22 protein-coding genes are annotated in these 24,368 nt (G+C 68.3%); 14 read left to right on the top strand and 8 right to left on the bottom strand.

Features of this window, described 5'->3' with window-relative positions:
* Position 1: 1 nt before the first annotated feature.
* Positions 2 to 982, top strand: coding sequence for a UDP-glucose 4-epimerase GalE (gene galE, locus GLP40_RS12825; RefSeq protein ID WP_328290064.1), 981 nt, complete (start codon positions 2 to 4; stop codon positions 980 to 982).
* A 4-nt stretch (positions 983 to 986) separates the two neighbouring features.
* On the opposite strand, the gene GLP40_RS12820 is transcribed toward galE, so the two are convergent.
* Positions 987 to 2,174, bottom strand: coding sequence for a DUF4192 domain-containing protein (locus GLP40_RS12820; protein WP_154788080.1), 1,188 nt, complete (start codon positions 2,172 to 2,174; stop codon positions 987 to 989).
* Between the two features lie 332 nt (positions 2,175 to 2,506).
* The gene (locus tag GLP40_RS12815; RefSeq protein WP_154788079.1) at positions 2,507 to 2,917 is read right to left on the bottom strand and encodes a VOC family protein; all 411 of its coding nucleotides are present in this window, start codon (positions 2,915 to 2,917) and stop codon (positions 2,507 to 2,509) included.
* A 94-nt stretch (positions 2,918 to 3,011) separates the two neighbouring features.
* Here GLP40_RS12815 and GLP40_RS12810 point away from each other — a divergent pair, with 94 nt between their 5' ends.
* Positions 3,012 to 3,959, top strand: a complete 948-nt coding sequence (locus GLP40_RS12810; protein ID WP_154788078.1) for a helix-turn-helix transcriptional regulator — start codon at positions 3,012 to 3,014, stop codon at positions 3,957 to 3,959.
* A 125-nt stretch (positions 3,960 to 4,084) separates the two neighbouring features.
* On the top strand, positions 4,085 to 4,657 hold the full coding sequence (locus tag GLP40_RS12805; RefSeq protein WP_154788077.1) for a hypothetical protein: 573 nt from the start codon (positions 4,085 to 4,087) through the stop codon (positions 4,655 to 4,657).
* 50 nt (positions 4,658 to 4,707) lie between these two features.
* Here GLP40_RS12805 and GLP40_RS12800 read toward each other — a convergent pair whose 3' ends face one another.
* Positions 4,708 to 5,415 carry a sensor domain-containing protein gene (locus tag GLP40_RS12800; RefSeq protein ID WP_328290063.1) on the bottom strand — a complete coding sequence of 236 codons (708 nt, stop codon included), beginning with the start codon at positions 5,413 to 5,415 and terminating at the stop codon, positions 4,708 to 4,710.
* Positions 5,416 to 5,596: 181 nt separating this feature from the next.
* Here GLP40_RS12800 and GLP40_RS12795 point away from each other — a divergent pair, with 181 nt between their 5' ends.
* The 4 genes from GLP40_RS12795 (at position 5,597) to speD (ending at position 11,648) form a co-directional block, all read left to right on the top strand.
* Positions 5,597 to 6,550: a proteasome assembly chaperone family protein gene (locus tag GLP40_RS12795; protein ID WP_154788076.1), complete on the top strand. Its 954-nt coding sequence runs from the start codon at positions 5,597 to 5,599 to the stop codon at positions 6,548 to 6,550.
* A gap of 46 nt (positions 6,551 to 6,596) precedes the next feature.
* Complete coding sequence (locus GLP40_RS12790) at positions 6,597 to 9,104, top strand: DEAD/DEAH box helicase (protein WP_328290062.1); 2,508 nt, start codon at positions 6,597 to 6,599, stop codon at positions 9,102 to 9,104.
* Positions 9,105 to 9,320: 216 nt separating this feature from the next.
* On the top strand, positions 9,321 to 10,421 hold the full coding sequence (locus tag GLP40_RS12785) for a type III PLP-dependent enzyme (RefSeq protein ID WP_154788248.1): 1,101 nt from the start codon (positions 9,321 to 9,323) through the stop codon (positions 10,419 to 10,421).
* 12 nt (positions 10,422 to 10,433) lie between these two features.
* A complete protein-coding gene (gene speD, locus GLP40_RS12780; RefSeq protein WP_328290105.1) occupies positions 10,434 to 11,648 on the top strand; it encodes an adenosylmethionine decarboxylase in 1,215 nt (404 codons plus the stop codon).
* A gap of 112 nt (positions 11,649 to 11,760) precedes the next feature.
* Here speD and GLP40_RS12775 read toward each other — a convergent pair whose 3' ends face one another.
* Positions 11,761 to 12,798 carry a beta-ketoacyl-ACP synthase III gene (locus GLP40_RS12775; protein ID WP_154788073.1) on the bottom strand — a complete coding sequence of 346 codons (1,038 nt, stop codon included), beginning with the start codon at positions 12,796 to 12,798 and terminating at the stop codon, positions 11,761 to 11,763.
* Positions 12,799 to 12,890: 92 nt separating this feature from the next.
* On the opposite strand from GLP40_RS12775, the gene GLP40_RS12770 reads away from it, so the two are divergent.
* Both GLP40_RS12770 and GLP40_RS12765 read left to right on the top strand, forming a co-directional pair.
* Complete coding sequence (locus tag GLP40_RS12770; RefSeq protein ID WP_154788072.1) at positions 12,891 to 13,475, top strand: TetR/AcrR family transcriptional regulator; 585 nt, start codon at positions 12,891 to 12,893, stop codon at positions 13,473 to 13,475.
* Between the two features lie 95 nt (positions 13,476 to 13,570).
* Positions 13,571 to 14,554, top strand: a complete 984-nt coding sequence (locus tag GLP40_RS12765; RefSeq protein ID WP_154788071.1) for an aldo/keto reductase — start codon at positions 13,571 to 13,573, stop codon at positions 14,552 to 14,554.
* Positions 14,555 to 14,750: 196 nt separating this feature from the next.
* Here GLP40_RS12765 and GLP40_RS12760 read toward each other — a convergent pair whose 3' ends face one another.
* Positions 14,751 to 16,346 (bottom strand): acyl-CoA synthetase, encoded by a 1,596-nt coding sequence (locus GLP40_RS12760; protein ID WP_154788070.1) that lies wholly within the window; start codon positions 16,344 to 16,346, stop codon positions 14,751 to 14,753.
* Between the two features lie 521 nt (positions 16,347 to 16,867).
* Between GLP40_RS12760 and GLP40_RS12755 the strand changes: the two genes are divergently transcribed.
* Genes GLP40_RS12755 through GLP40_RS12745 form a run of 3 tightly spaced genes read left to right on the top strand, consistent with a single transcriptional unit; the run spans position 16,868 to position 20,059 of the window.
* Positions 16,868 to 18,157, top strand: coding sequence for a hypothetical protein (locus GLP40_RS12755; protein WP_154788069.1), 1,290 nt, complete (start codon positions 16,868 to 16,870; stop codon positions 18,155 to 18,157).
* A complete protein-coding gene (locus GLP40_RS12750; RefSeq protein WP_154788068.1) occupies positions 18,154 to 18,951 on the top strand; it encodes a hypothetical protein in 798 nt (265 codons plus the stop codon). The genes GLP40_RS12755 and GLP40_RS12750 overlap by 4 nt, the downstream gene beginning before the upstream one ends.
* 7 nt (positions 18,952 to 18,958) lie before the next feature.
* Positions 18,959 to 20,059, top strand: a complete 1,101-nt coding sequence (locus tag GLP40_RS12745; RefSeq protein WP_154788067.1) for a saccharopine dehydrogenase family protein — start codon at positions 18,959 to 18,961, stop codon at positions 20,057 to 20,059.
* Positions 20,060 to 20,574: 515 nt separating this feature from the next.
* Here GLP40_RS12745 and GLP40_RS12740 read toward each other — a convergent pair.
* The 3 genes from GLP40_RS12740 to GLP40_RS12730 all read right to left on the bottom strand — a co-directional run bounded on the left by GLP40_RS12740 (position 20,575) and on the right by GLP40_RS12730 (position 22,835).
* Positions 20,575 to 21,003 carry a gamma-glutamylcyclotransferase family protein gene (locus GLP40_RS12740; protein ID WP_154788066.1) on the bottom strand — a complete coding sequence of 143 codons (429 nt, stop codon included), beginning with the start codon at positions 21,001 to 21,003 and terminating at the stop codon, positions 20,575 to 20,577.
* The gene (locus tag GLP40_RS12735; RefSeq protein ID WP_154788065.1) at positions 21,000 to 21,776 is read right to left on the bottom strand and encodes an MBL fold metallo-hydrolase; all 777 of its coding nucleotides are present in this window, start codon (positions 21,774 to 21,776) and stop codon (positions 21,000 to 21,002) included. Before GLP40_RS12735 ends, GLP40_RS12740 begins: the two co-directional genes overlap by 4 nt.
* 150 nt (positions 21,777 to 21,926) lie before the next feature.
* Positions 21,927 to 22,835, bottom strand: a complete 909-nt coding sequence (locus GLP40_RS12730; protein WP_328290061.1) for a hydrogen peroxide-inducible genes activator — start codon at positions 22,833 to 22,835, stop codon at positions 21,927 to 21,929.
* 106 nt (positions 22,836 to 22,941) lie between these two features.
* On the opposite strand from GLP40_RS12730, the gene GLP40_RS12725 reads away from it, so the two are divergent.
* Both GLP40_RS12725 and GLP40_RS12720 read left to right on the top strand, forming a co-directional pair.
* Positions 22,942 to 23,529, top strand: coding sequence for a peroxiredoxin (locus tag GLP40_RS12725; RefSeq protein ID WP_154788064.1), 588 nt, complete (start codon positions 22,942 to 22,944; stop codon positions 23,527 to 23,529).
* 23 nt (positions 23,530 to 23,552) lie between these two features.
* Entirely contained in the window at positions 23,553 to 24,092 is a 540-nt protein-coding gene (locus GLP40_RS12720) for a carboxymuconolactone decarboxylase family protein (protein ID WP_328290060.1), read from the top strand.
* The last annotated feature ends 276 nt before the right edge of the window (positions 24,093 to 24,368 follow it).

Here is a 24,368-nt window from a genome sequence, read left to right as displayed (position 1 = left end):
CGTGAAGCTTCTGGTTACCGGAGGCGCCGGCTACGTCGGTAGCGTCTGCGCGCAGGTTCTGCTCGAGGACGGCCATGAGGTCGTGGTCGTCGATGATCTGTCCACCGGCAATGCCGACGGCGTCCCTGTCGGGGCCAAGTTCGTCGAGGGCGATATCGCCACCGCGGGCGTCGAGCTCGTCGCAGCCGAATCCTTCGACGGCGTGCTGCATTTCGCGGCGCAGTCGCTGGTCGGCGAATCGGTGGTGGCGCCGGAGAAGTACTGGCACGGCAATGTGGTGAAGACCTTCGCGCTGCTCGAAGCCATGCGCGCGGCCGGCACCCCGCGGCTGGTGTTCTCCTCCACGGCGGCCGTGTACGGCGAGCCGGAGCAGGTGCCGATCGTCGAGGACGCCGCGAAGCAGCCGACCAACCCCTACGGTGCGTCCAAGCTGTCCATCGACTACGCCATCACCTCGTACGCGGCGGCCCACGGCCTGGCCGCGACCAGCCTGCGCTATTTCAATGTGGCCGGCGCCTACGCCGGACTCGGCGAGAACCGTGTGGTGGAAACCCATCTCATCCCCCTGGTATTGCAGACCGCCCTGGGTCATCGCGAGTCGATCTCGGTATTCGGCACCGACTACCCGACGCCGGACGGCACCGCGGTGCGCGACTACATCCATATCCGGGACCTGGCGCAGGCGCACCTGCGAGCGCTGGCGGAGTCTCAGCCGGGTGCGCACCGCATCTTCAATCTGGGTAGCGGCACCGGTTTCTCGGTACGCGAGGTCATTTCGGCGTGCGAACGGGTGACGGGGCTGCCCATCAATTCGGTGGACGCGCCGCGCCGCGCCGGTGACCCGGCCGTGCTGGTCGCCTCCAGCGCCAAGGCCATCGCCGAACTCGGCTGGCGGCCCGAGCACACCGATCTCGATGAGATCGTCGCCGACGCCTGGGATTTCCTGCGCACCCTGGGCGACCGCGCGCACAGCGCGCGCTGACTCCTCACCGCGGCTCCGGCCCGAGGCGAATGCCGAGTTCGGCGGCCGCCTCCCGGCCGGAGTCAGCGAGGCGCTGTAGCCGCTCCGGCCGCATGCCCGTCCGCAAGCCCACTTCCAGCAACATCGCCATGCGATGCTCGGGATCCGCGGCCAGCGCGGCATCCAGCGCAACCCCCGCGAACGGTCCGTCGCCGCGCACGTAGGCGCAATAGCCCAGCAGCGCCGCCGCTTCCGCGCGATCGGGGTCCGGCAGTGCCCGGACCAGTTGCAGCCACAGCGCCTCCGCTCCGTTGGCGCGCGGGCCCGGCGCGAGCCCGAACATGATGTCGCGCAGCGTCGAATCCCGCAGCGCCACCGCCACATCCGCCATCTCGGCGGGCATGAGCCGCGCCCCCTCCTCGACGCGTTTCAGATAGCGCAGCATCCGGCACACCTCGAGCCGCAACCCCACCCGCGGATCAACGCGTGCCGGCGGCCGGGCCGCGGCGGCGACCGTGACCTCCAGGGCCGCGGCGGTCGCATCCCGCGCCACCGGATCGACGGCGAGCACATCGGTCAACTCCTGCCGGGATCCCCGCAACGGCCTGCCCTCCAGCACGTGCCGCAACGTCACCATCGATGCCGCCGGATCGGGCTGCACCCCGCGCGACCACGGCCCGGACACGGTCCACCACGGCAGTTCCGCCCCGATGGCCCGCACCGCCCAGGCCCCGGCCAACGGCACGGCGCAGACATCCAGCCGATGTTCCAGCGCCGCGGCGAGGTCGCGATGCTTGCGCCCGCGCGCTCCCCGATGCTTCCGGGTCGGCACGGTGGCTCGGTCGTCGACGATGAGCGCCAGCGCCGCGACGGCCCGGTGCCGCACACAGACTCCCGCGACCCGCTCGACCAGCATCCCGGTCGCGCTCCGACCCGGATTGTCGAGATCCATGCGGGTTACCACCTCGACCGCGGCCGCACCCGCCAGCGCCGGATCCGATCTCAGCACGGTCACCACCAGCGAACGAGCGGGCATGAATCCGAGCATGGCCGGAACCGCGGCGATCAGATCACCGGGCGCCCGCAGGCGCGGCCCGGGCGCCACCGGATTCTCGAACAGCGGATCGGCGGCGGAGTCGGGCTCGCCCGGTGGCGGCGCACCGCCGGGCGGCGTGGGTTCGATGGGTGGCGTGGGTTCGATGGGCGTGTTCATGGCGTCGAGCGTGCGCCGGATCCCGGACCGCGCCCGGCGCCCGACCTCGGGATTCACCGAGGCTGTGGATGTTTCGGCGCGCCGTGGACTACTCCGCGTGGCCAGGGCCGCCGTGCCCCGCCTTTGTCGGTACCCGCTGTTATCTTGCGCCCCGAACCACTGGATCCCGACTTGAAATGCATTCGTTTCATTTTGGCCGAGTAAGCGCGTTCCCACTGTTACAGTCCGCCTCGGCACTCGTGATGCGAAGTGCCGGAAGGAGTATCACGTGCAATGGAGACCACGACATTCACCGCCGTGACGGCAGCCCGAGCCGGATCGGTCGGCAAGCCCTACCGATCGGCCCGGGACTCGGCCAGAACCGCCAGATAGTGCGGATTGGTCATGATGGCGAGGACATTGCCGAACGGGTCCACCACCGAGGCCGTCACGAATCCGGTCCCCGCGCCGCGTTCGATGATCGGCTCGTAGACGGTGGCCCCCATGTCGAGCAGGCGCTCGAAGGTGGCCGCCACATCGTCGACATGCCAGTTCACGATCTGGCCGCCCGGGCGATCCGGGTGGGAGGGCGCGAACTTCCTGTTGATGATGCCCAACTCGGCCTGGTAGTCGCCGATGCGGAACTCGTGGTACCCGCCCGGCACGGTGAAATACGGCGTGACACCGAGCAGTTCGCTGTACCAGTCCTTGGCCGCCTCCAGATCGTCGGCGAAGTAGTTGACGGTGGCCATTCCACGCAGCATGGTCGTTCTCCTCGGTCGGGGGTGCTGGTCTGGAAATCATCATCACCTCCAAAGTGCTCACCAAATGAGCACTTTCGCGGGCAGAATTCCGGATATGCGCGCGGATCGACTGGTGGCCACCCTGCTCTTCATGCAGATCCGGGGCCGGGTGACCGCGGCCGAGGTCGCGGCCGAGCTCGAGGTGTCGGTGGCGACCGCCCGCCGGGATCTGGAAGCCCTCTCCGCGGCCGGGATTCCGGTCTATCCGCAGCCTGGACGCGGTGGCGGCTGGGCGCTGGTCGGCGGCGCGCGCACAGATCTCAGCGGCCTCACCGCCACCGAGGCCCAGGCCCTGTTCCTGATGCTGGGCCCGGTGGCCACGACCACCCACGCCACCCGGTTGGCGCTGCGAAAGCTGTTGCGGGCCTTGCCGCAACCGTTCCGGACCGAGGCCGAGGCGGCGGCGGGCGCGATCGTGGTGGACCCGGCCCGCTGGGGCGAATCGGATGATCGGCCACCTGCTCGGGTGGACGAGCTCCAGCGTGCGGTGGTGCTCCGCCGCCGGATCCGGCTCGACTACGACCGGGCCGGGCAGCGGACCCTGCGGCTGGTGGATCCGTGGGGCCTGGTCGACAAGGACGGCATCTGGTACCTGGTGGCCGGAACCGAGCGCGGGCGCCGAACCTTCCGCGTGGACCGGATCTCGAGCGTGGAGCTCACCGACGAGATGGCCCATCGGCCGGAGGAGTTCGATTTGTCCGCGGCCTGGTCGGAGGTGGTGGAGGAGGTCGAACGGCAGCGCTCGACGCTCTCGGCGACCGTGCTGGTCACGGCGTCACTCGCGCCCGTGCTGCGCGAACAGCAAGGGCGGCACTGCGTTCTGGACGGCCCGGCCGACGACGGGCGGGTGCGCGCCCGGGTCACCGCGCCGACGCCGCTCATGATCGCGCAGCAGCTGGCGGGCTGGGGCGCGGCCGTGGAGGTCGTCGAGCCGGAGTCGGTGCGCGCCGAGCTGGCGCGGCTGGGCGCGGAGCTGGTCCGGCGCTATGCGACCGGCGGGTAAGCGCTTCGAGGTTATTCGATAACCGAATAATGTTGCAGCAGTGGCGATTTCGTGAACTTTCACAGTCCGCCACTGTTACAGTCCGCCCGGCGCGACCCCTTCAACGCGCCGAAAGGAATCACCCCATGAGCAATCACCCATTCCGAGGCCTGAGAGCGCCCGCCGTGGGCGCGAGCGCGGCCGCGGCCCTCGCTCTCCTGGCCGGCTCGATGCTGGCCGGTCCGGCCGGCGCGTCCGTCGAGAACATCAGCGTCGCCGGGCTCACCAGCGACAAGCCGTGCAGTGTCGCCGACGGCTGCGTCATCCAGGCCGCGCTGGGCGGCACCGACCAGCTCAGCCCGGTCGACTTCCTGGTGAACGGTGCGGTCATCGGCACCCTGACCCCGACCTCCTACGGCTCGGGCGCCGCCGCGAACCTGCCCTGGCACCCGGCCAACGACGGCACCTACACCGTCGGCGTCCGGCAGGGGTTCAGCAACTCGTCCATCGTCTACGTCGTGGGCAAGGGCGGCGCCTGCCCGCCGGTCTCCTCGCTGTTCCCAGGTTCGTCGAGTTCCGGTTCCGCGGGCAGCGGCTCGGCCAGCGGTTCCGCGGGCAGTGGTTCGGCGAGCGGCTCGGGCGGGAGCGGCTCGGCCGGAACGGGTTCGGCGGGCAGCGGCTCCGCATCGGGTTCGGACCAGCCGCTTCCGGTCTGCTGATCGGGCCCGGGAGCCGAGACAGGCAGGGGTCGGCTCCCCCCACCGGGTTCTCAGCCCCTGCGGACCTTGCGCACCGCCGTCGTGAACAGGGTGTCGAGGGCCTCGCTGTCCGTGGTGGACCCGGAGGTCATGTACGTCACAGCGATTCGCACATCGCCGATCTGACCCACCAGGGTCTGCATCGTGCGGGTGAGCCCGGGCGCGCTGTTCTCGGTGCCGACCGTGCGGCGCAGGGCGAGTGAGTCGTCGGCATCGACCGGCGGCGGCGGATCCAATTGCGTGGCCACCACCGAGGTCACGCCCGAATGACCGACGCGCACGGTCCCGCAGCGCCGCAACTGATCTCGCAGCGCCGACAGCGGCGTGCCGGAGCGGGTGAGCGCCACGGTGAGAGTGGCGCGGGTGGCATCGTTGGTGCCCACCGAGACGACCGGTCCGGCGGTCGGCGCGACCGGTGCACAGCTGCTCGGATCCACTTGTGCCCCCGGCAGGTAGCCTTCCAAATCGTTGGCGGCCTGGCTCGCGGCGTCGACGGGCAGCATGACGGCGGTGTACTGCGAGGGGAACTGCGACGGATCCGGCAGCAACCTCGCCAGACCGCTGTCGGCGGCGGCCGTCGGCACCGGATCGCGGGCGTCGGTCGGGTGACCGGAGACCGTGGTCCCACAGGCGGCGAGCAGCCCGCCCAGCGCCATGACCCCCACGGTGCGAGCGGTCTTGCGGCTGCTGCGTGCGGTGGTTCGGAAAGGCGCGGTCACTCCGCCCACTATGCCGAAAATCGGCTGTTCACACCGAATGCCACGCCGCGCGGCAAACACCCGGGAATGCGTGTTCGGGTTCGGCGTGTTGCACACCTGGTGCGGGTGCTGCACACCTGTCATGCCCGTGAGGGACAATGTGGTTGGTCGCGTAAGTGGGCCACGCAGGAAGGAGTACGCGATGGACTACGAGTCGCGAATGTACGAGCTGGAGTTCCCGGCTCCGCAGCTGTCGTCCGCCGACGGCTCGGGTCCGGTTCTGGTGCACGGTCTCGAGGGTTTCACCGACGCCGGGCACGCGGTACGCCTCGCCACCACGCATCTGAAGGAAAGCCTCGAGCACGAACTGGTGGCCTCCTTCGACATGGACGAGCTGCTCGACTATCGCTCGCGGCGTCCGCTCATGACATTCAAGACCGACCACTTCTCCGACTACACCGAGCCGGAACTGAGCCTATGGGCGCTCAAGGACACCGCCGGCACGCCGTTCCTGCTGCTGGCCGGGCTGGAACCGGACCTGCGCTGGGAACGGTTCGTCACGGCGGTGCGTCTGCTGGCCGAACAGCTCGGCGTGCGCCGCACCATCGGGCTGAGCGCGATTCCCATGGCGATCCCGCATACCCGTCCGCTCGGCGTCACCGCGCACGCCTCCGACTCCGACCTGATCGGCGATCACCAGCGCTGGCCGGGTGAGCTGCAGGTGCCGGGCAGCGCGTCCTCGCTGCTGGAGTTCCGGATGGCCCAGCACGGGCACGAGTCGGTCGGCTTCTCGGTGCATGTGCCGCACTACCTGACCCAGACCGCCTACCCGGAGGCCGCGCAGACGCTGCTGGAGAACGTCGCCGAGAACGCGGGACTCGAACTTCCCCTCGCCGCGCTCACCGACGCCGCCGCACGGGTGCGCGAACAGGTCAACGAGCACATCGCAGGCAATTCCGAGGTGGAGACGGTGGTCGAGGCCCTGGAACGCCAGTACGACAGCTTCATCACCGCCCAGGAACGCCAGTCCAGCCTGCTGGCCAGCGAGAACGACCTGCCCACCGGTGACGAGCTGGGTGCGGAGTTCGAGCGCTTCCTGGCCGAGCAGGCTGGGTACGCCGACGGCGACGGACCGGAGAACCCGCCGCTACGGTAGTGGCCGCTACCGGCTTTCCCGGCGCCGACCGGTAACGTTGGACGGCGTGCAGCTGTCCGACTTGGTTCCCGACCGTGCCATATCCGACGTGGACCCGGAGTGGTTGTACGAGACCTTCGCCGACTGGGCGAGCTCGGCGGGCCTGAAGCTGTACCCGGCGCAGGAAGAAGCGCTGCTGGAGCTGGTGACGGGGTCCAACGTCATCCTGAACACCCCGACCGGTTCCGGTAAGTCGCTGGTCGCGCTGGGCGCGCACTTCGCCGCCTTGAACAAGGGCGAGCGCAGTTACTACACCGCGCCGATCAAGGCGCTGGTGAGCGAGAAGTTCTTCGCGCTGTGCGACATCTTCGGAGCCGACCGGGTGGGCATGGTGACCGGCGACGCGGCGGTGAACCCGGAGGCGCCGATCATCTGCGCCACCGCGGAGATCCTGGCGAATCTGGCGTTGCGCGAGGGCGCGGCGGCCAATGTCGGCCAGGTCGTCATGGACGAGTTCCACTACTACGCCGACCCGGATCGCGGCTGGGCGTGGCAGGTGCCGCTGATCGAACTGCCCAAGGCGCAGTTCCTGCTCATGTCGGCGACCCTGGGCGAGGTCGACTTCTTCTCCGCGGACCTCACCGAGCGCACCGGCCGCGAGACCGCCATCGTCTCCGGCTCCGAACGGCCGGTGCCGCTGAGCTTTTCGTATGTGCGCACCCCGATCACCGAGACGCTCGAGGATCTGGTGACCACCAGCCTCGCGCCGGTGTACGTCGTGCACTTCACCCAGGCGGCGGCCATGGAGCGGGCGCAGGCGCTGATGAGCGTGAACATCTCCTCCAAGGCGGAGAAGGAGGCCATCGCCGCGGCCATCGGAGAGTTCCGCTTCGCGACCGGCTTCGGCAAGACGCTGTCGCGGTTCATCCGCCACGGCATCGGCGTGCACCACGCGGGCATGCTGCCCAAGTACCGGCGACTGGTCGAGAAGCTCGCGCAGGACGGGCTGCTGAAAGTGGTGTGCGGCACAGACACCCTCGGTGTCGGCATCAATGTGCCGATCCGCACAGTGCTGCTCACCGGGCTCACCAAGTTCGACGGCGTGCGCACCCGCCGGCTCAATGCCCGCGAGTTCCATCAGATCGCGGGCCGGGCCGGGCGCGCGGGCTACGACACCATGGGCACGGTCGTGGTGCAGGCGCCCGAGCACGAGGTGGAGAACGCGCGGCTGATCGCCAAGGCCGGCGACGACCCCAAGAAGCTGAAGAAGGTCCAGAAGCGCAAGCCACCGGAGGGCTTCGTGTCCTGGTCGGAGGAGACCTTCGACAGGCTGGTCGCGGCCTCGCCCGAACCCATGGTCTCGCGGTTCAACGTGACCAACTCCATGCTGCTGAATGTGATTGCGCGCAAAGGCAATTGTTTCGACGCCATGCGGCATCTGCTGGAGGAGAACCATGAGCCGCGGCCCGCGCAGCGCAAGCACATCCTCAAGGCGATCCGGCTGTACCGGGCGCTGCGGGACGCCGGTGTGGTGCAGCAACTCGACGAACCCGACCAGTACGGCCGCCGGGCGCGGCTGACCGTGGACCTGCAACGCGACTTCGCCCTGGACCAGCCGCTGTCACCGTTCGCGCTGGCCGCATTGGAGCTGCTGGACAAGGAGTCGCCGACCTACACCGTCGATGTCATCTCGCTCATCGAGTCCACCCTCGAGGACCCGCGCCAACTGCTCATGGCCCAGCAGCACAAGGCGCGCGGCGAGGCCGTCGCGGAGATGAAGGCCGACGGCATCGAATACGAAGAGCGCATGGAACTGCTCGAAGAGGTCACCTGGCCCAAGCCCCTGGCCGAGCTCATCGAGCCCGCGTTCGAGACCTACAAGGGCGGACACCCCTGGGTCTCGGAGTTCGAGCCCTCCCCCAAATCCGTGGTGCGCGAAATGGTCGAGCGCTCCATGACCTTCGCCGAATTGGTATCCGGCTACGAGCTGGCCCGCTCCGAGGGCGTGGTGCTGCGCTATCTGGCCGACGCCTACCGCGCGCTGCGCCGGACCGTGCCGGAGCAGGCGCGCACCGAGGAACTCGACGACATCACCGAATGGCTGGGCGAGCTGATCCGGCAGGTGGATTCCAGCCTGCTCGACGAATGGGAGCAGCTCACGAATCCGGGCGCCGAATCCGACGAGCAGCAGGTGGCCTTCGGGGCCGAGACGGTGCGACCCATCTCCGCCAACGAGCGCGCCTTCCGGGTGCTGGTACGCAATGCGATGTTCCGGCGCGTGGACCTGGCGGCGCTGCGGCGTTGGGAGGCGCTCGCCGAACTGGGCGACGAGCTGGACTGGGAGGCCGAATTCGGCCCCTATTTCGCCGAATACGACACCATCGGCACCGGCCCGAACGCCCGAGGCCCGAAGCTGTTCCAGGTCGAGCAGCGGCCCGGCTTCTGGCGGGTGCGGCAGGTGCTCGACGATCCGGCCGGGGATCACGGCTGGTCCATCGACGCCGTCGTCGACCTGTCCGAATCCGATGCCGCGGGCGAGGTTGTGTTCGACGAGGTCTCGGTCAGCGCGGGCTGACCCGGAGAACACCGGGGCCGCTCGCGGCCCTCTTCCTGTCACACTCCTGTAAGCCGCTGGACGTCGCCGCCGGGCTCCGGCCGCGATAGCGTGATGCAGTCGACCCAGCACCGGTTCGTTTTTCGAGGCCGAACGCTGCTATTCTCGCGCACTGTTGCCAAATTCCGGCTCGCCCACCGAACCACGGAGAGTTCCCTTAGATTGACCGATCGAAACCTGCCCGAGTCGCCCTGTCTGGTCGTCGACCTGAACCGGGTGCGCGCGAACTTCCGCGCACTGCGTGCCGCGCTACCTTCGGCGCGAATTCGCTTCGCCGTCAAGGCGAGTCCGTTGCCGGAGATCATCCGGCTGCTGAATGACGAGGGCGCCGAGTTCGACGTCGCCAGCGTCGGCGAGATCGAACTCTGCCTGGAGCAGGGCGTCGATCCGGCCGTCATGTGCTACGGCAACCCGATCAAGAAGGCCTCGCAGATCGCCACCGCCTCCGCGGCGGGTGTGCGCCGCTACGCCTTCGACACCGAGGACGACCTGGAACGCATCGCCGAGCATGCGCCGGGCTCGGAGGTCGAGTGCCGGTTCCTGTCGTCGGCTCCGCAGTCGCAGACGCCGTTCGGGACCAAGTTCGGCTGCGCGCCCGGCGAGGCCACGCGCCTGCTGGTGCGCGCCCGCGATCTCGGCTTGCAGGTGGTCGGCCCCTATTTCCACGTCGGTTCGCAGCAGCTGGACCCGAACGCGTGGGGCATCGGCATCGAGCAGGCGGGGGCCATCGCAGAAGCGTTGGCTGTCAAGGACATTCCTGTCACTGCGGTGAATATCGGTGGGGGACTGCCGATTTCGTACGCCGACCCAGCTCCCGGACTCGCGGAGCTGGGCGCGGCGATCGCCGACTCGGCGGCCCGCTATCTCCCGGAACACACCGAACTCGTCGTGGAGCCCGGTCGCGCCCTGGTGGGCAACACCGGTGTGATTCACGCCGAAGTGGTGAATGTTCGCATCGCGCCGGACGGGCGGCGCTGGGTATACCTCGATATCGGCCGCTACAACGGTATGGCCGAGACTGAGAACGAGTACATCGCCTACCGATTCGAAACCGATCGGGACACGGATCCGAAGGACGAAGCAGTGGTAGCTGGTCCTACTTGTGACGGCGACGATGTACTCTATCAACGCACTCGTGTCCTCCTTCCGACCACGTTGCGAGCCGGTGATCCCGTTCGGATCCTCGAGACCGGCGCCTATACGGCGAGCTATTCGTCGGTGTCCTTCAACGGTTTTCCGCCTTTGACTGTTCATGTCACTGGCGCTGAGCGAGAGTGAGTTTTAGCCATGATCACGGCAGAATTCACCGGCTGGCATGTGCTGGCCGAGTTCGGTGGTGTCGACGCTGGCCTCTGTGACGACCTCGAACGACTCGAAACCGCGCTTCGAAAATCGCTGGTCGCCGCGGGGGTGACCATCTGCGATGTGGTGAGCAAGAAGTTCGAGCCGCAGGGTGTCACCATCCTGGCCCTCCTGGCCGAGTCGCACGCCTCGATTCACACCTACCCTGAGTCCGGCGACATTTTCGTCGACGTATTCACTTGCGGCAGCATCGGTTCCGGCGCCACCAAGGCGGTCGAACTGCTGCAGCAGGAGCTGTCGCCGGGTTCGGTCAATATCGAGGTCATCCAGCGCGGCCACACCGCCCGCCGGATCCACGAACCCGTCGGCGAGGGCCTGACCCGGGTGTGGAACACCACGGAAACCATCGTGGACACCAACACCCCGTTCCAGCACATGGTGATCGCGCGCACCGAGCAGGGCATCTCCCTGTTCTCCGACGACGACCGCCAGTCCACCGAGTTCTCGCAGCTCACCTACCACGAGGCCATGCTGGTCCCGGGCTACGCGCTGGCCGAGAAGCTGGACAAGGTGCTGATCATCGGTTCCGGTGAGGGCGTCGCCTCACAGATGTCGGTGGCCGCGGGCGCATCGCTCGTCGATCACGTCGACATCGACCAGTTGGAGGTGGAGTTGTGCGCCGAGCACCTCCCCTACGGCTACACCCGGGCCGACCTGGCCGAGGCGGTCGCGCAGACCGGCCCGATCAAGATGCACTATGCCGACGGCTGGGACTTCCTGGCCGAGGCCGAGGCCGCGGGCGTGCGCTACGACATGATCTGCATCGACCTGCCGGACGAGCGGGTCGAGGACGCGCAGCACAACCGCCTCTACGAGGACGACTTCCTCAACCGCTGCAAGGCGCTGCTGGCCGAAGGCGGGGTGCTCGCCGCGCAGGCCGGCTGTCAGACCATGTGGCGCAACGAGACGCTCAAGCGCTCGTGGACCCGCTTCCACAACCTGTTCGAGACCGTCGTCCCGTATGTGAGCGACGAGCACGAGTGGACCTTCATCTTCGGCACTCCGAAGGCGATCGCGGATCCCGTGGCCAAGATGACCGGCACCCTGCCGACCCTTCCCTACAAGGCGCAGACCATCGACGAGCAGGCCCTCGTCCGTGGCGCGATCGAGCCGCACGCGCTGCGTGTGGGCGTGACCGTCTAGTCGATCAGCTCTGTCCCGAAGCGCCCCCGCACGAACTCGTGCGGGGGCGCTTTGCGATTGCTACGGTTTCCGTGGTCTGACACAACGGATTTCGTTGTCTTCGGGCCGATCCTCAGGCGATGGCGGGGAGCTTGACCACCTGACCGGCGTAGGCCAGGCCCGCGCCGAAGCCCAGCAGCAGCGCGGTGTCGCCCGGCTGGGCGGCACCGGAGCGCAGCAGTTGCTCCATGGCCATCGGGATGGAGGCGGCACTGGTGTTGCCGGTTTCGGCGATATCCCTTGCGACAGCGATGTTTTCGGGCATGTGCAGGGCGCGCACCAGCGCGTCGGTGATGCGGCTGTTGGCCTGGTGCGGGACGAACGCGTCCAGATCCTCGACGGTGAGGCCCGCCTGATCCAGCGCGTCGCGGCACGCCTTCTCCAAAAATGTTACGGCCCAACGGAATACGGCGGTCCCGTTCATTCGGATGTAAGGCCGCACCGTGGTGCCACCGGTGGCCTCGGCCTCGGCCACCTCGGCGAAGTACTGCTGAAAGTCCTTGTCCTGCTTGATCGCCGCGGTTTGGCTGCCGTCCGAGCCCCAGGCCACCGGGCCGATGCCCTCGGCGTCCGACGGGCCCACCACGACCGCGCCCGCTCCGTCGGCGAAGATGAACGCACAGGTGCGGTCGTCCCGATCGAGCAGGTCCGAGAGCCGCTCCACGCCGATCACCAGCACGTGCCGGGCCTGCCCGGCGCGCACCAGGTTGGCGCCATTGGCCAGCGCGTAGCAGAAGCCCGCGCACCCGGCCGACACGTCGAAGGCGGCGGTGTCGTGCATGCCGAGTTCGGTGGCGACCACGGCCCCGGCCGACGGGCCGAGCACCATCTGCGAGGACGTGGCCAGGATGACCGCGTCGATCTGCTGCGCGGTGACGCCGGCGGCGGCGAGAGCGTCGGCGGCGGCGGCGGTGCTCATGCTGACGATGGTCTCGTCGGGTTCGGCCCAGTGGCGGGCCTCGATGCCGGAGCGGGTCCGGATCCATTCGTCCGAGGAGTCGATGCGCTCGACGATCTCGGCATTGGGGACCACCCGGCGTGGGCGATAGACGCCCAGGCCGAGCAACGCGGCGTGGGCGACCGGGGCGGCGGTGGCGATCTGGACTGGCATGCGCGGATTCCTCTCGACGTGAACCGATCGGTTCACATAGGAAAAGGTTTAACATGGACCGATCGGTTCACACAAGGGCTGGAGGGATTTGCATGACGGCCGGACCGCGCGCCCGATTGATCGCGAGCACCATCACCACGGTCCAGGAGCACGGCGTGCACGCCGCCGGCCTGAACGAGCTGCTCAAGCGCAGCAATGCGTCCAGAAACTCGCTCTATCAGCACTTCCCTTCGGGCAAGGGCGAATTGGTCGCGACCGCGGCCCGCATCGTGTCCCGCATGGTCTACTCGCATGTGAGCCGGATGTCCGACGCGCTCCCGGTCGCACCGTCGCTGGAGGAGTGGGTCGACGAGCTGCTGGGCTTCTGGCGCGGCCAATTGGAGACCAGCGAGTTCCGCGCGGGATCGTTCATGATGGCCGCCGCCCTCGACGAACTCGATCCGACCCTGCAGTCCGCCGCCGGGCAGGCATTCTCCGAATGGACCGCACGGCTGGCCGACGGGTTGGTGGAGGCCGGGATCGAGCGGGCGACGGCATGCTCGCTGTCCGGTTTCACGCTGTCGGTGATCGAGGGCGCGATCGTGCAGAGCCGGGCGCTGAAGTCCGCGCTGCCCTTCACCGACGCCAGCACCCAGCTCACGGTGCTGCTGCGCCATCACCTGCCCAACCGTCGCTGATCCGCGGTTGACTTGGAGTGCGCTCCAGGTCGTAGCGTCGTGTCCGTGAGCGGCTCCCGCCACGAATTCCAGCCTTACCGAGGAGGATTCACCGCATGATCGCGACCAGAAAGCTCGGCGAACTGACCATCGGCGCGCAGGGCCTCGGCTGCATGGGCATGAGCAGCGCCTACGGCGTGCGCGACAATGACGCCGAGTCCATCGCCACCATCCACCGCGCCCTGGACCTCGGCGTCACCCTGCTCGACACCGCCGACATCTACGGCCCCGAAACCAATGAGCGCCTGGTCGGCCGCGCCATCGCCGACCGCCGCGACCGGGTCGTGCTGGCCACCAAGTTCGGCATCGTCTGGGGCGAGAAGGGCGCGATGGGCGCCCGCGGCGACGCCGCCTACGTCAAGCAGTCCTGCGACGAGTCCCTCTCCCGCCTGGGCGTCGACCACATCGACCTCTACTACCAGCACCGCGTCGACCCCGATGTGCCCGTGGAGGAAACCTGGGGAGCGCTCTCGGAACTGGTCCAGGCCGGCAAGGTGCGCTACCTCGGCATCTCCGAGGCCTCGGCCGCGACCATCCGCCGCGCCCACGCCGTCCACCCGGTGACCGCCCTGCAGAGCGAATGGTCCCTGTGGACCCGGGACATCGAAGCCGAGGTCCTGCCCACCTGCCGCGAGCTCGGTATCGGCATCGTCCCGTTCTCCCCACTGGGCCGCGGCTTCCTCACCGGCGCAATCACTTCCACCGCCGACCTGCCCGTCGGCGACATGCGCCGCCGCCTGCCCCGCTTCACCGACGGCAACCTCGACGCCAACCTCGCCATCGTCGAGGCCCTCCGCGCCCTCGCTGACGAAAAGGGCGTCACCCCCGGCCAATTGGCGCTCGCCTGGGTCCAATCCCGCGGCGACGACGTAGTCCCCATCCCCGGCACCAAACGCCGCGCCTACCTCGAGCAGAACGTCGCGGCCACCGACATCACACTGACCACCGACGACCTGGCCCGGATCGAAGCCGCCGCGCCCTCCGACGCCATCGCCGGCGCCCGCTACCCCGAGGAACTGGCTCGCGCGGCCGGTCGATGACCGACCGCTGGTGTCTCGGCCGGATGCCGTCCCGGGCATGAGCCCGAGCGCTCGAAATGGAACGACGCCAATGTGCCGGCCTCGACCCCTGCGACCGACGGCGCGGGCACAGCCGCGCGAGATCGATGCCTGGTTCGCCGGGGCCCCGAGTGCGGACCCCGGCGATCGCGCGAATATCGCGGACGGGATCGCCTGATCAGGCCTCGGCGGCGAGATGGGCGTGGGCGGTGCGCAGTTCGCGTTTGAGGATCTTGCCGCTGGGGTTCTTGGGCAGGGCCGCAACGAATGTCACGTATTTGGGGACCTTGTAGCCCGCCAGGCGTTGTTTGCAGTGGGTGATGATGTCGGCGACGGCCGGGTCGGTTCCGTCGCGCGTCACCACGATCGCGGTGACGGCCTCGATCCAGTGCGGATGCGGGATGCCGACCACGGCGGCCTCGGAGACATCGGGGTGCTCGTAGAGGACCTCTTCGACCTCGCGGCTGGCGACGTTCTCGCCGCCGGACTTGATCATGTCCTTCTTGCGGTCGACGACGCTGAGGTAGCCGTCGGCGTCCATGACGCCGAGGTCGCCGCTGTGGAACCAGCCGCCGCGGAAGGTTTCCGCGGTTTTGGCGGGATCGTTCCAGTAGCAGAGCATCGCCTGCGGGGAGCGGTGCACGATCTCGCCGACCACGCCGACGCCCACCGGGACGTCGTCGTCATCGACCACGCGGGTTTCGACGTTGAGGGCCGGCCGGCCCGCCGAGCCGGGCTTGGTCAGCTGGTCCTCGGGGGCGAGAACCGTTGCCAGCGGGGCGAGTTCGGTCTGGCCGTAGAAATTGGTGAGACCCACGCCGGGCAGTCGCTCGGAGAGTTCGATCAGCACCTCGACCGGCATGATGCTCGCGCCGTAGTAGCCCTTGCGCAGCGAGGACAGGTCGAAGCTGTCGAAGTCGGGATGCCGCAGCAGCGAGACCCACACGGTGGGCGGGCAGAACAGTTTGGTGGCGCGCTCGGTTTCGATGGTGCGCAGGACGGTCGCCGGGTCGGGGCCCGGCAACAGGATGCTGGTCGCCCCCAGCCACAGGTCGGGCGTGAGGAAGCAGTGCAGCTGGGCGCAGTGGTATAGCGGCAGCGCGTGCACCTCGATATCGTCCGCGCTCATGCGCCCGTCCACGACCGCGCTGGTGTACTGCGCGATGAGCCCACGGCTGGACAGCGTCGCGCCCTTGGGGCGCGACTCCGTGCCGGAGGTGTACATGATCTGGATGGGATCGTCGTCGCCGACGAACACCTCCGGCGCCGAGGTATCGGCGTGGTGCTCCCAGGCGCTCACGTCCTCCCACCCGGCCGCCGCGGGCAGTCCCGAAAGCCCGATCCATCCGAACAGCCGGATCTCACTGTCGCCCAGCTGCTTCACCGCGGCCTCGGCCTCCCCTGCCAGCCCGTCCTCGGTGACCAGGCCCACGGCACCGGAGTGCTCGAGGATGAACGCGACCTCATCGGCGGTGAGCATGAAGTTGATGGGCACCGAAATCGCGCCCAGCCGTGCCAGCGCGAAGTAAGCGAGCACGAATTCGCGGCAGTTGTGCGAGTAGATCGCGATCCGATCGCCCTGCGTCACACCGCGATCGGCCAGGCTGTGCGCGACCCGGTTCACCGCCGCGTCCAGGTCGGCGTAGCTCTCCCGCCGTTCCCGCCAGACCAGCGCGATCTTGTCCGGGACCCGGGCGGCGCTGCGCCGCAAAAGATCCCCGAGCGCCTGCGACCGCGCGCTTGCCACCAGTTGACCAGTGCCCTCTGCATCCATGCGACCAACTTCTACCGCACGAATGTGTCCAGTGTCATACAGTCTCGCTGAGCAGGACCGAATTCTCCCGCCACACCGCGTGGTGGCACCGACCACAGCGTCGTCTTCCCGCCCGAGCAGACGGGTGAGTGCCGGCAATCTCTGTCGAAGTCGTCGCAGGACTGCGCGGACCGCGGCCGGGACGGCCGACCCGAGTCGACGAACAAACCAACCGCACCCGGGTGCGGGGTCAGCGTGACCACCCCGGAAACACGGTCGCCGACCGGGGACATCCTGCCAGCGGCGCTGAGTTCCACTCGGATCGGATCAGATTCGGTCATCGCGCGACCATCTCGACGACTGGCGTCGCCGGCCGTCAGGCTTTCTCGTCATCGTCGCTCGAGTCGTATGCATCGATGTCGAGCTCGGTTCGCGTCTCTCCATGAGAACGCAGCACCCGGCGCGAGATGATAAGAGAGTCAAACTCTTTGTATCTCATATCCTGACGTGCTAGATATACCGCGGACGGCTAGGAGGCAGTTGTGACACGTCCGTATCGACTGATCATCTGGGGTCCCGGCGACATGGGAGGGCGGGCGCTGCGCACAGCGCTGGAATCGCCCGACTTCGAAGTAGTCGGGGTCAAGGTGTTCAACCCGAACAAGCACGGGAGGGATATCGGCGAGCTGGCAGGGCTGCCGCCGGTGGGAACCAGGGCGACCACATCGAAGGCGGAAATCCTTGCGCTGGAGGCAGATTGCGTGGTGCACACGCCCACCACGCCCGCGCTCGTGCAGGGCGCGGACGCCGATGTGCTGGATCTGCTGGAATCCGGCAAGAACGTGGTGTCCGCAGCGTCCTACCACAATCCTGCCATGCCGACCTGGTTGTCCGAATCGCGTTCCCCGCTGGAAGTATTGCGCACGGTGTCGCAGATACGGGTGACCGGCAGCGCCTTCGGGTCGCACTTGCCCAGGGCATTGTCGGCACTGAAAACGCTGATGCGCGTGGTGGATTCGAGTCCGGCCCGGTTCGCTCGGCCGGTCCTCGATCGGCTGGCCGGACCGATGGTGGATCTGGCTGTTCCGCGCCGCGCGTCCGGCGAACGACTCCAGGCGGCCTGCCTGCGGGGCGGGGTGTCGCTGCACGGCACCGGCCTGCATCCGGGGCTTATGGTGGAGCAACTGCTGCTGCGCTTGGCCGGGCTGCTGAACGAGGTGCGCGAGGTGAAGTTCCTGGAGGTCGGCGATCTGTCGCAGGCGCCGGACGGGATGTGGGGCGGGCTGGCCAGTCTCGGTTTCGGGATGCCGCTGAGCGCGGTCGACTCCAATCACGCGATCGCGCTCATGCAGCACTTCTACTTCGACGCGGTGCTCGCCAATGTCGCGCACACGCTGTTCGGCGTCGGCGCCGATCAGGTTCGGGTGGAGCGGCACGTGTATCCGGTGCCGGCGCGGATACGGGTGCGGGCGGGCGGCAGCGTGATCGAGCCCGGTTCGGTCGGCGCCATCCATATGAGCTACCGCGGCTACATCGGCGACCGGCTGTTCATGACCAATGCGGAATGCTGGCACGTCGGGCTGGGCAATGCCCACCTCGGGCCGGATCATCCCCGCAGCCTGACCGGTGGGCACGTGATCACGCTCGACGGCAGCCCGGCCCGGATCGAGATGCGTAACGAACTCGACGACGAGTCGTACGGCGGTGACTGGTCCGCGGTCACTGATATCTCGGTCAAGGCGATGCTCGATGTCATCCCGGAACTGTGCGCGGCGCCGCCCGGTGTCGCGATGCCCGATCTGAGCCCTCGATTTCGTCTGGAGACCGCATGAACTCCCCGTTTCCGATCGCGGTGCTCGGCGCCGGGCGTCTGGCCGATCGGATCGCCGCGCACCCGGATGTCGTTGTCGCGGAACCTTCCTCGGCCGCGGTGGTCCTCCACCTGTCCGCCGATGTCAGCGAGATCCCTTTCCATCTCGGCGCGGGCCGCGACGTGGTCACCGCGCTTCCCCTCGACGCCTTGCCACTGGACGAAGTCCGGGATGCCTGCCGCGCCGGAGCGTCCACACTGCACGCCACCGGCGGCTTCCAATCGGCGGTGGCGGCCCGGCTCACCCGCTCGCTCGCCGCCGCGACCAAAGAGATCACCCGGATCGACTTGCACGAGGAGATCAACCTCCCCGAGGACGCCGTCTATCCGTGGGATACGGTGCCCGACCACGTATTGACCGCTTACTACTTCGCCGGCCTGCGCGTGCTGGAGGACGCCGCCTTCGCCGATGTCCGTTCCGAAGCCCCGGTCGTCGACACCGAGGAGTCCGGTGCCGTGCACACCCTCGGCGACCGGATCAGCTACCGCTCGATCCGAACGCGGGGCACCGGCGCCGGCCCGCTGCGCTACCGCCTCGTCACCACCACCGCGTCCGGAACCGCGACGGCCACCGTCGATTTCCATCCCACTGACGACGTCCACCCGGCCGATCATTTGACCTGTGTGGAACTGCTGAGGGCGGTCCGCCCGGTCCGCGCGAGCAAGCCCGGCATCGTGCTGCGCGATCTCCGTATCACCCATCTGGTCCCGGACGACCGGCTGGCAATCCTCGACCACGAGCAGAAGAGCAGGTAGGACGACAATGCCGAAGATCGTATTGTTCGGGGCGACCGGGTATACCGGGCGCCTGACCGCCGAAGCCCTGACCGCACGCGGCGATTCGCCGGTGCTGGCCGGGCGCAACGCCACCGCCCTCGCGAAACTCGCCACCGACCTCGGCGGCGCCCGAACCGCCGTCGCTGATGTCACCGACCCTGCCTCGGTGAAGGCTCTGCTCGATCGCGGAGATGTATTGGTGACAACGGTCGGGCCGTTCTTGCGCCACGGCGGACCCGCGCTGGACGCGGCGATCTCCGCCGGCGCCCACTACATCGACTCCACCGGGGAAGGGCCCTTCATCCGCACCGTATTCGAGCGCGACGACCAGGCCCGCGCCGCCGGCGCAGCACTGCTGACCGCGGTGGGGTTCGATTACGTGCCAGGCAATCTGGCCGCCGGGCTGGCGCTGCGTGAGGCACCCACCGCGGTCCGGGTCGACGTCGGCTACTTCATGGACGCCCCCAGCACCAGCGGCGGAACCCGCGCCTCCATAGCCGGGATGCTGTTCGAACGTGGCTTCGCCCTGCGTGACGGCAAGGTCGCCACCGAGCCCGCCGCAGCGCGCCTGCGCAGCTTCGAGGTTGCCGGAAGAGCCCGCACGGGCGTGTCGATCCCCGGATCCGAGCACTTCGCCTTGGCTCGCTCCCACCCGAACCTGCGTGCGGTCGACGTCTTCCTCGGCCTACCTCCGGTCGCGGCTCGTGGCCTGCGGATCGGTTCGAGGTTGGCCGCGGCCGTGGGACGGCTCGCACCGCTCGCGCACGGATTCGACGTCGCGCTGGCTCGAACCGTCCAAGGCTCCGGGGGAGGACCTGACGCCCAGGCTCGGGCCCGTACACGCGGCTGGGCGGTCGCCGAGGCCTTCGACGACTCCGAAAACCTCGTGGCCACGGTCACTCTCGGTGGCGGCGACCCGTATGAATTCACCGCGACGATGCTGGCCTGGGCAGCGCACACAGCGCTGGACGGCGGTCTCCTCGACACTGGCGCTCTGGGCCCGGTCGAGGCGTTCGGCCTCGACGCACTGAATGCCGCCGTCATCGGCGCCGGTTGGAGCCGCCACGCAGCAACCCGCGCCAGCTGAACGGACGGCAATGAGCGAGCCACACGACCGAGGTCATCTCGGGTTGCCCCCGCGCTCCGTCTCCTGAAACCTTGTGCGCTGCCTGACGATTCAGGCAGCGCACACTCGTGCCATGATCCCGGGCACGGCCCGTCCCCGGAAATGCCCCGCGGTTGCGCTTGCGCCGGTGAACCTCCGGGAAGAACTACCGGCACATCAGATTTCACGATCGTCCACGGCCGGTGCCAGGTGGCCGAACGCCGCCGAGTCTCTACGTCACTCGACCAGCTCGAGCACAGCCCATCGGCCGATCAACGCCTCGGAGCACCAGCGCCCAGCGGCACATGCGAGCGCCGTGAGGTGGGCGAATCCTTCCCGCTGACAACAGGTCTCGGCGTGTCACGGCCTACGATGCCGCGCGTGGACGATTGCGCATCACCCACGTCGAGTGGCGCGTCGGGCCGAGCCTCGAATCCGTTCGAAACAAGCTCCGGGAGGGACTCGTGATCGGCTCAGCAGAACAGCAAGGTCGGCGCTCAGAGTCGCCCAGCGCTTTTCCTCAGGTATCGCGGCAGGTGCTCGGACGCGAACACCGCGGCCGACCAATCGTGCTCCTCGACCTCGGCGGTCCAGGCGTAGGTCCACGCGTACTCGGTTCGCTCCCCCACCTGCACCGATACCGGCAGCAGGTCGTATTCGTCGTCCTCGAAGGCATCGAGCACCCGCCACTCCTCGGCGGTGAGCCCGGTGAGCAGGAACCCGTCTGCCATGGAGTCGGCGGCGGTTACCAATCCCGGATACGCGCGACCGGGCAGCGCGGCGGCGCGGCGCCCGATCGACCGCGCCGGCTCCATTGCCGGTTCGCGCCCGATCAATGCGGTGAGCACCGAGCCGAACTGCAAGGTCCCGTACACGAAAAGCGGATCACTCGCAGAGGGGAGTTTCCGCGCCCACCGGTCCGTCATCTGCCGACTGTCCGTGCGAAGATGCCCGCGTCGTGCGAGTTGATGATGGTCACCTGGTGCCCGTGCAGCTTTCTCAGCTCGCGTAGCCGCCGCTGATTGGCCCGATAGGCGTCGCCCACAATGGCTCCGGTCTCGTAGACCTTCCACCAGAACGGCGTGAACGGCTCTTCCGGATGGACGCTGGACTCAGCGAAGAACGAGTCACCCGCGTGCAGCAGCCATCCATTGCCATGGTCGATCGCGACCCCGGCGTGCCCGCGGGTGTGCCCGGCCAGCGGCACCACCAGGATCTCCGACGGCAGCCCTGGCAGATCGCGCACCGCGGTGAACCCGAACCAGTCCTGCCCGCCCTCGACCTCGTTCACCATCCACTTGGGCCCGTGCGCCCACTGCGCGGCGCGATACCGCAGTCGTTCGGACAGCGTGGGAGTGGCGGTGGCGGCCCGGAATTCGGGGCCGTGGACGTGCACGGTCGCCTCGGGGAAGTCCGACAGCCCGCCGGAGTGGTCCAGGTCGAGATGGGTGAGGATGACGTGGCGGACATCGCGCGGGTCATAGCCCAGCCGCTGGATCTGGCGCACCGCCGTCTCGGCCTCGGTCGGTTTCGCCCCCATCAGGAAACGGCCGGCACCCAGCATCTTCCCGGGCTGCCGCACGGCCTCCAGCCCGAACCCGGTGTCGACGAGCGCCAGCGTGTCCCGGGTCTCGATGAGCAGGCAATGGTCGATGAGTCCGAATCCCATGGTGCCGCAGTTCAGGTGGTGAATTTTCATTTGCCCCACGTATCCAGTCGGTATCCGGTTGTCCTAGGTGCCGAGTTGCCTGAAGCATTGGTGAATCCGCATAGGCCAGAGCGTTTCAGACACCCTCGAGCGACGCAACCGCGCAGGTTGCCGGATTTGTCGGTGTTGTCGGACGAGTCCTCAGCACGGCCGGCACTCCCGGATGATCTCGGCGAGCAGACCGTAGTCATCGCCCCGCGCCGTGGACGACCGGAACGCCAGCCCCACCGTGCGCCCCGGCGCGGGCGCGGCGAACGTCGCGATGTCCAAGGTGCCGCGCGAGGTTTCGGCGGCCACCGCCATGGCCGGGATCAGGGTGACCCCGAGATCACCGGCGACGCACTGCACCACCGTGGCCAGCGAAGCCGCCCGGGTGTCGCCGACCGCGCTCGGGTGCGCCTCATTGGCCCGGCACAGCTCCAGGGTCTGCTCGCGCAGGCAGTGCCCCTCGTCGAGCAAAAGCAGCGGCAGCGCGTCGAGGTCGGCCGGTTTCAGGTCGTCGCGCCCGGCCAGCTCGTGCCCGCGCGGCAGGACGAGCACGAACTCCTCTGCATAGAGCGGTATCTCGACCAGGCCCGCCGCCTCGGCGGGCAGGGCCAGCACTGCCACGTCCAGGACGCCGGAGCGCAGCCCGTCGAGCAGCCGCGCCGTCTGATCCTCGATGACATGCGGCGCCAGCGCGGGCACCCGCGTACGCAATTCGGGCAGTAGCTTGGGCAGCACGTACGGCGCGACGGTCGGAATGATGCCCAGGCGCAGGGTTCCGCGCAGCCCCTCACCAGCGGCGGAGGCGACGAATCGGTCAGCGGCCTCGAGGGTGGCGATGGCTTGCGGCAGCAGCCGTTTGCCGTCGGCGGTGACCAGGACCCGGCGCGTACTGCGCTCGATCAACTGCAGCCCGAGTCCGTTTTCCAGTGATGCCAGCGCCTGCGATAACGTGGGCTGGCTCACACCGAGCCGCGTCGCCGCGGTGCCGAAGTGCCGAAATTCCGCGACGGCCGCGAACGCACGCAGCTGTGACAGGGTGGGCTGATAAGTTTGATCAGTCACGCCTATCAGTATAGTGCGACCGATCACGTTTACCTCTTAGCGCAGTTCGGCGAAGATCGTATACGTCTCGACCCAATCGGCACGACTACATATGAGGAGAGCAAGCATGGCCCTGCTGACCATCGGCGATCAGTTCCCCGCCTACAACCTGAAGGCTGTCATCGGCGGTGACCTCTCGAAGGTGAACGCTCAGCAGCCCGACGACTACTTCACCCAGATCTCGAGCGACGACTACGTCGGCAAGTGGCGCATCGTCTTCTTCTGGCCCAAGGACTTCACCTTCGTGTGCCCGACCGAGATCGCCGCGTTCGGCAAGCTGAACGATGAGTTCGCCGACCGCGACGCCCAGGTCCTGGGGGCTTCGGTGGACAACGAGTTCGTCCACTTCCAGTGGCGCGCCCAGCACGAGGACCTCAAGACTCTGCCCTTCCCGATGATGAGCGACCTCAAGCGCGAACTGGCCACCGCCACCGGCGTTCTCAATGCCGACGGCGTCGCCGACCGCGCCACCTTCATCGTCGACCCGAACAACGAGATCCAGTTCGTGTCCGTCACCGCCGGCTCGGTGGGCCGCAATGTCGACGAGGTGCTTCGGGTGCTGGACGCGCTGCAGTCCGACGAACTGTGCGCCTGCAACTGGAAGAAGGGCGACCCGACCATCAAGGCCGGCGAGCTCATGACCGCGTCGGTGTAACAAGGCTCGCAAGGGAATTCGTCGTGACCATCGAAAATCTGAAGAACTCGCTACCCGAGTACGCCAAGGATCTGAAGCTCAACCTGTCCTCACTGGCGCGCACCACCGTGCTCAACGAGCAGCAGCTGTGGGGCACGCTGCTGGCGACCGCCGCGGCCACCCGGTCGGCCACCACGCTGCGGGAGGTCGCCGAGGAAGCCGCCGACGTGCTGTCGGCGGAGGCCTACAACGCCGCGCTGGGCGCCGCGTCGATCATGGGCATGAACAATGTGTTCTACCGCGGCAAGGCGTTCCTGGAGGGCCGCTACGACGATCTGCGCGCGGGCCTGCGCATGCAGATCATCGGCAATCCGGGTGTGGACAAGGCCGATTTCGAGCTGTGGTCGTTCGCGGTCTCCTCGATCAACGGCTGCCAGCACTGCCTGGAGGCACATGAGCACACGTTGCGCGAGGCGGGCGTGTCACGCGAGGTGATCTTCGAGGCGCTGCGCGCGGCCGCGATCATGGCGGGCGTGGGCCAGGCCGTCACGACGACCGAGGCGCTGGCCACGGCCACCGTCTGAGTTCGCACTACCGCGAAAGGGGCCGCGCATCCTGCGATGCACGGCCCCTTATCTCGTCGGCACAGCCCGACCCAGCATGTTTGCTAATAAATTGCCGCAATCGAGTCGTTGGTCGGCGCCAATGAGCGGAATGCCCGGATCGCCTGGACAGGCCCGGCCTTCCCGCGCTCCCGGACCCTGCGCCGACGCAGACTCCTCGCCACGTCCGTCCCTTTCCGCGCGGTCGCCGCGATCGGGATGACGCTGTGGCCGAACCGGCGTGAGGCCCCACCCGAA

Origin of the sequence: Nocardia aurantiaca, from assembly GCF_009708175.1 — a bacterium.
GTDB lineage: Bacteria > Actinomycetota > Actinomycetes > Mycobacteriales > Mycobacteriaceae > Nocardia > Nocardia aurantiaca.
Note: the sequence above shows the minus strand (reverse complement) of the source record. Positions and strands in the feature narration are given on the sequence as shown.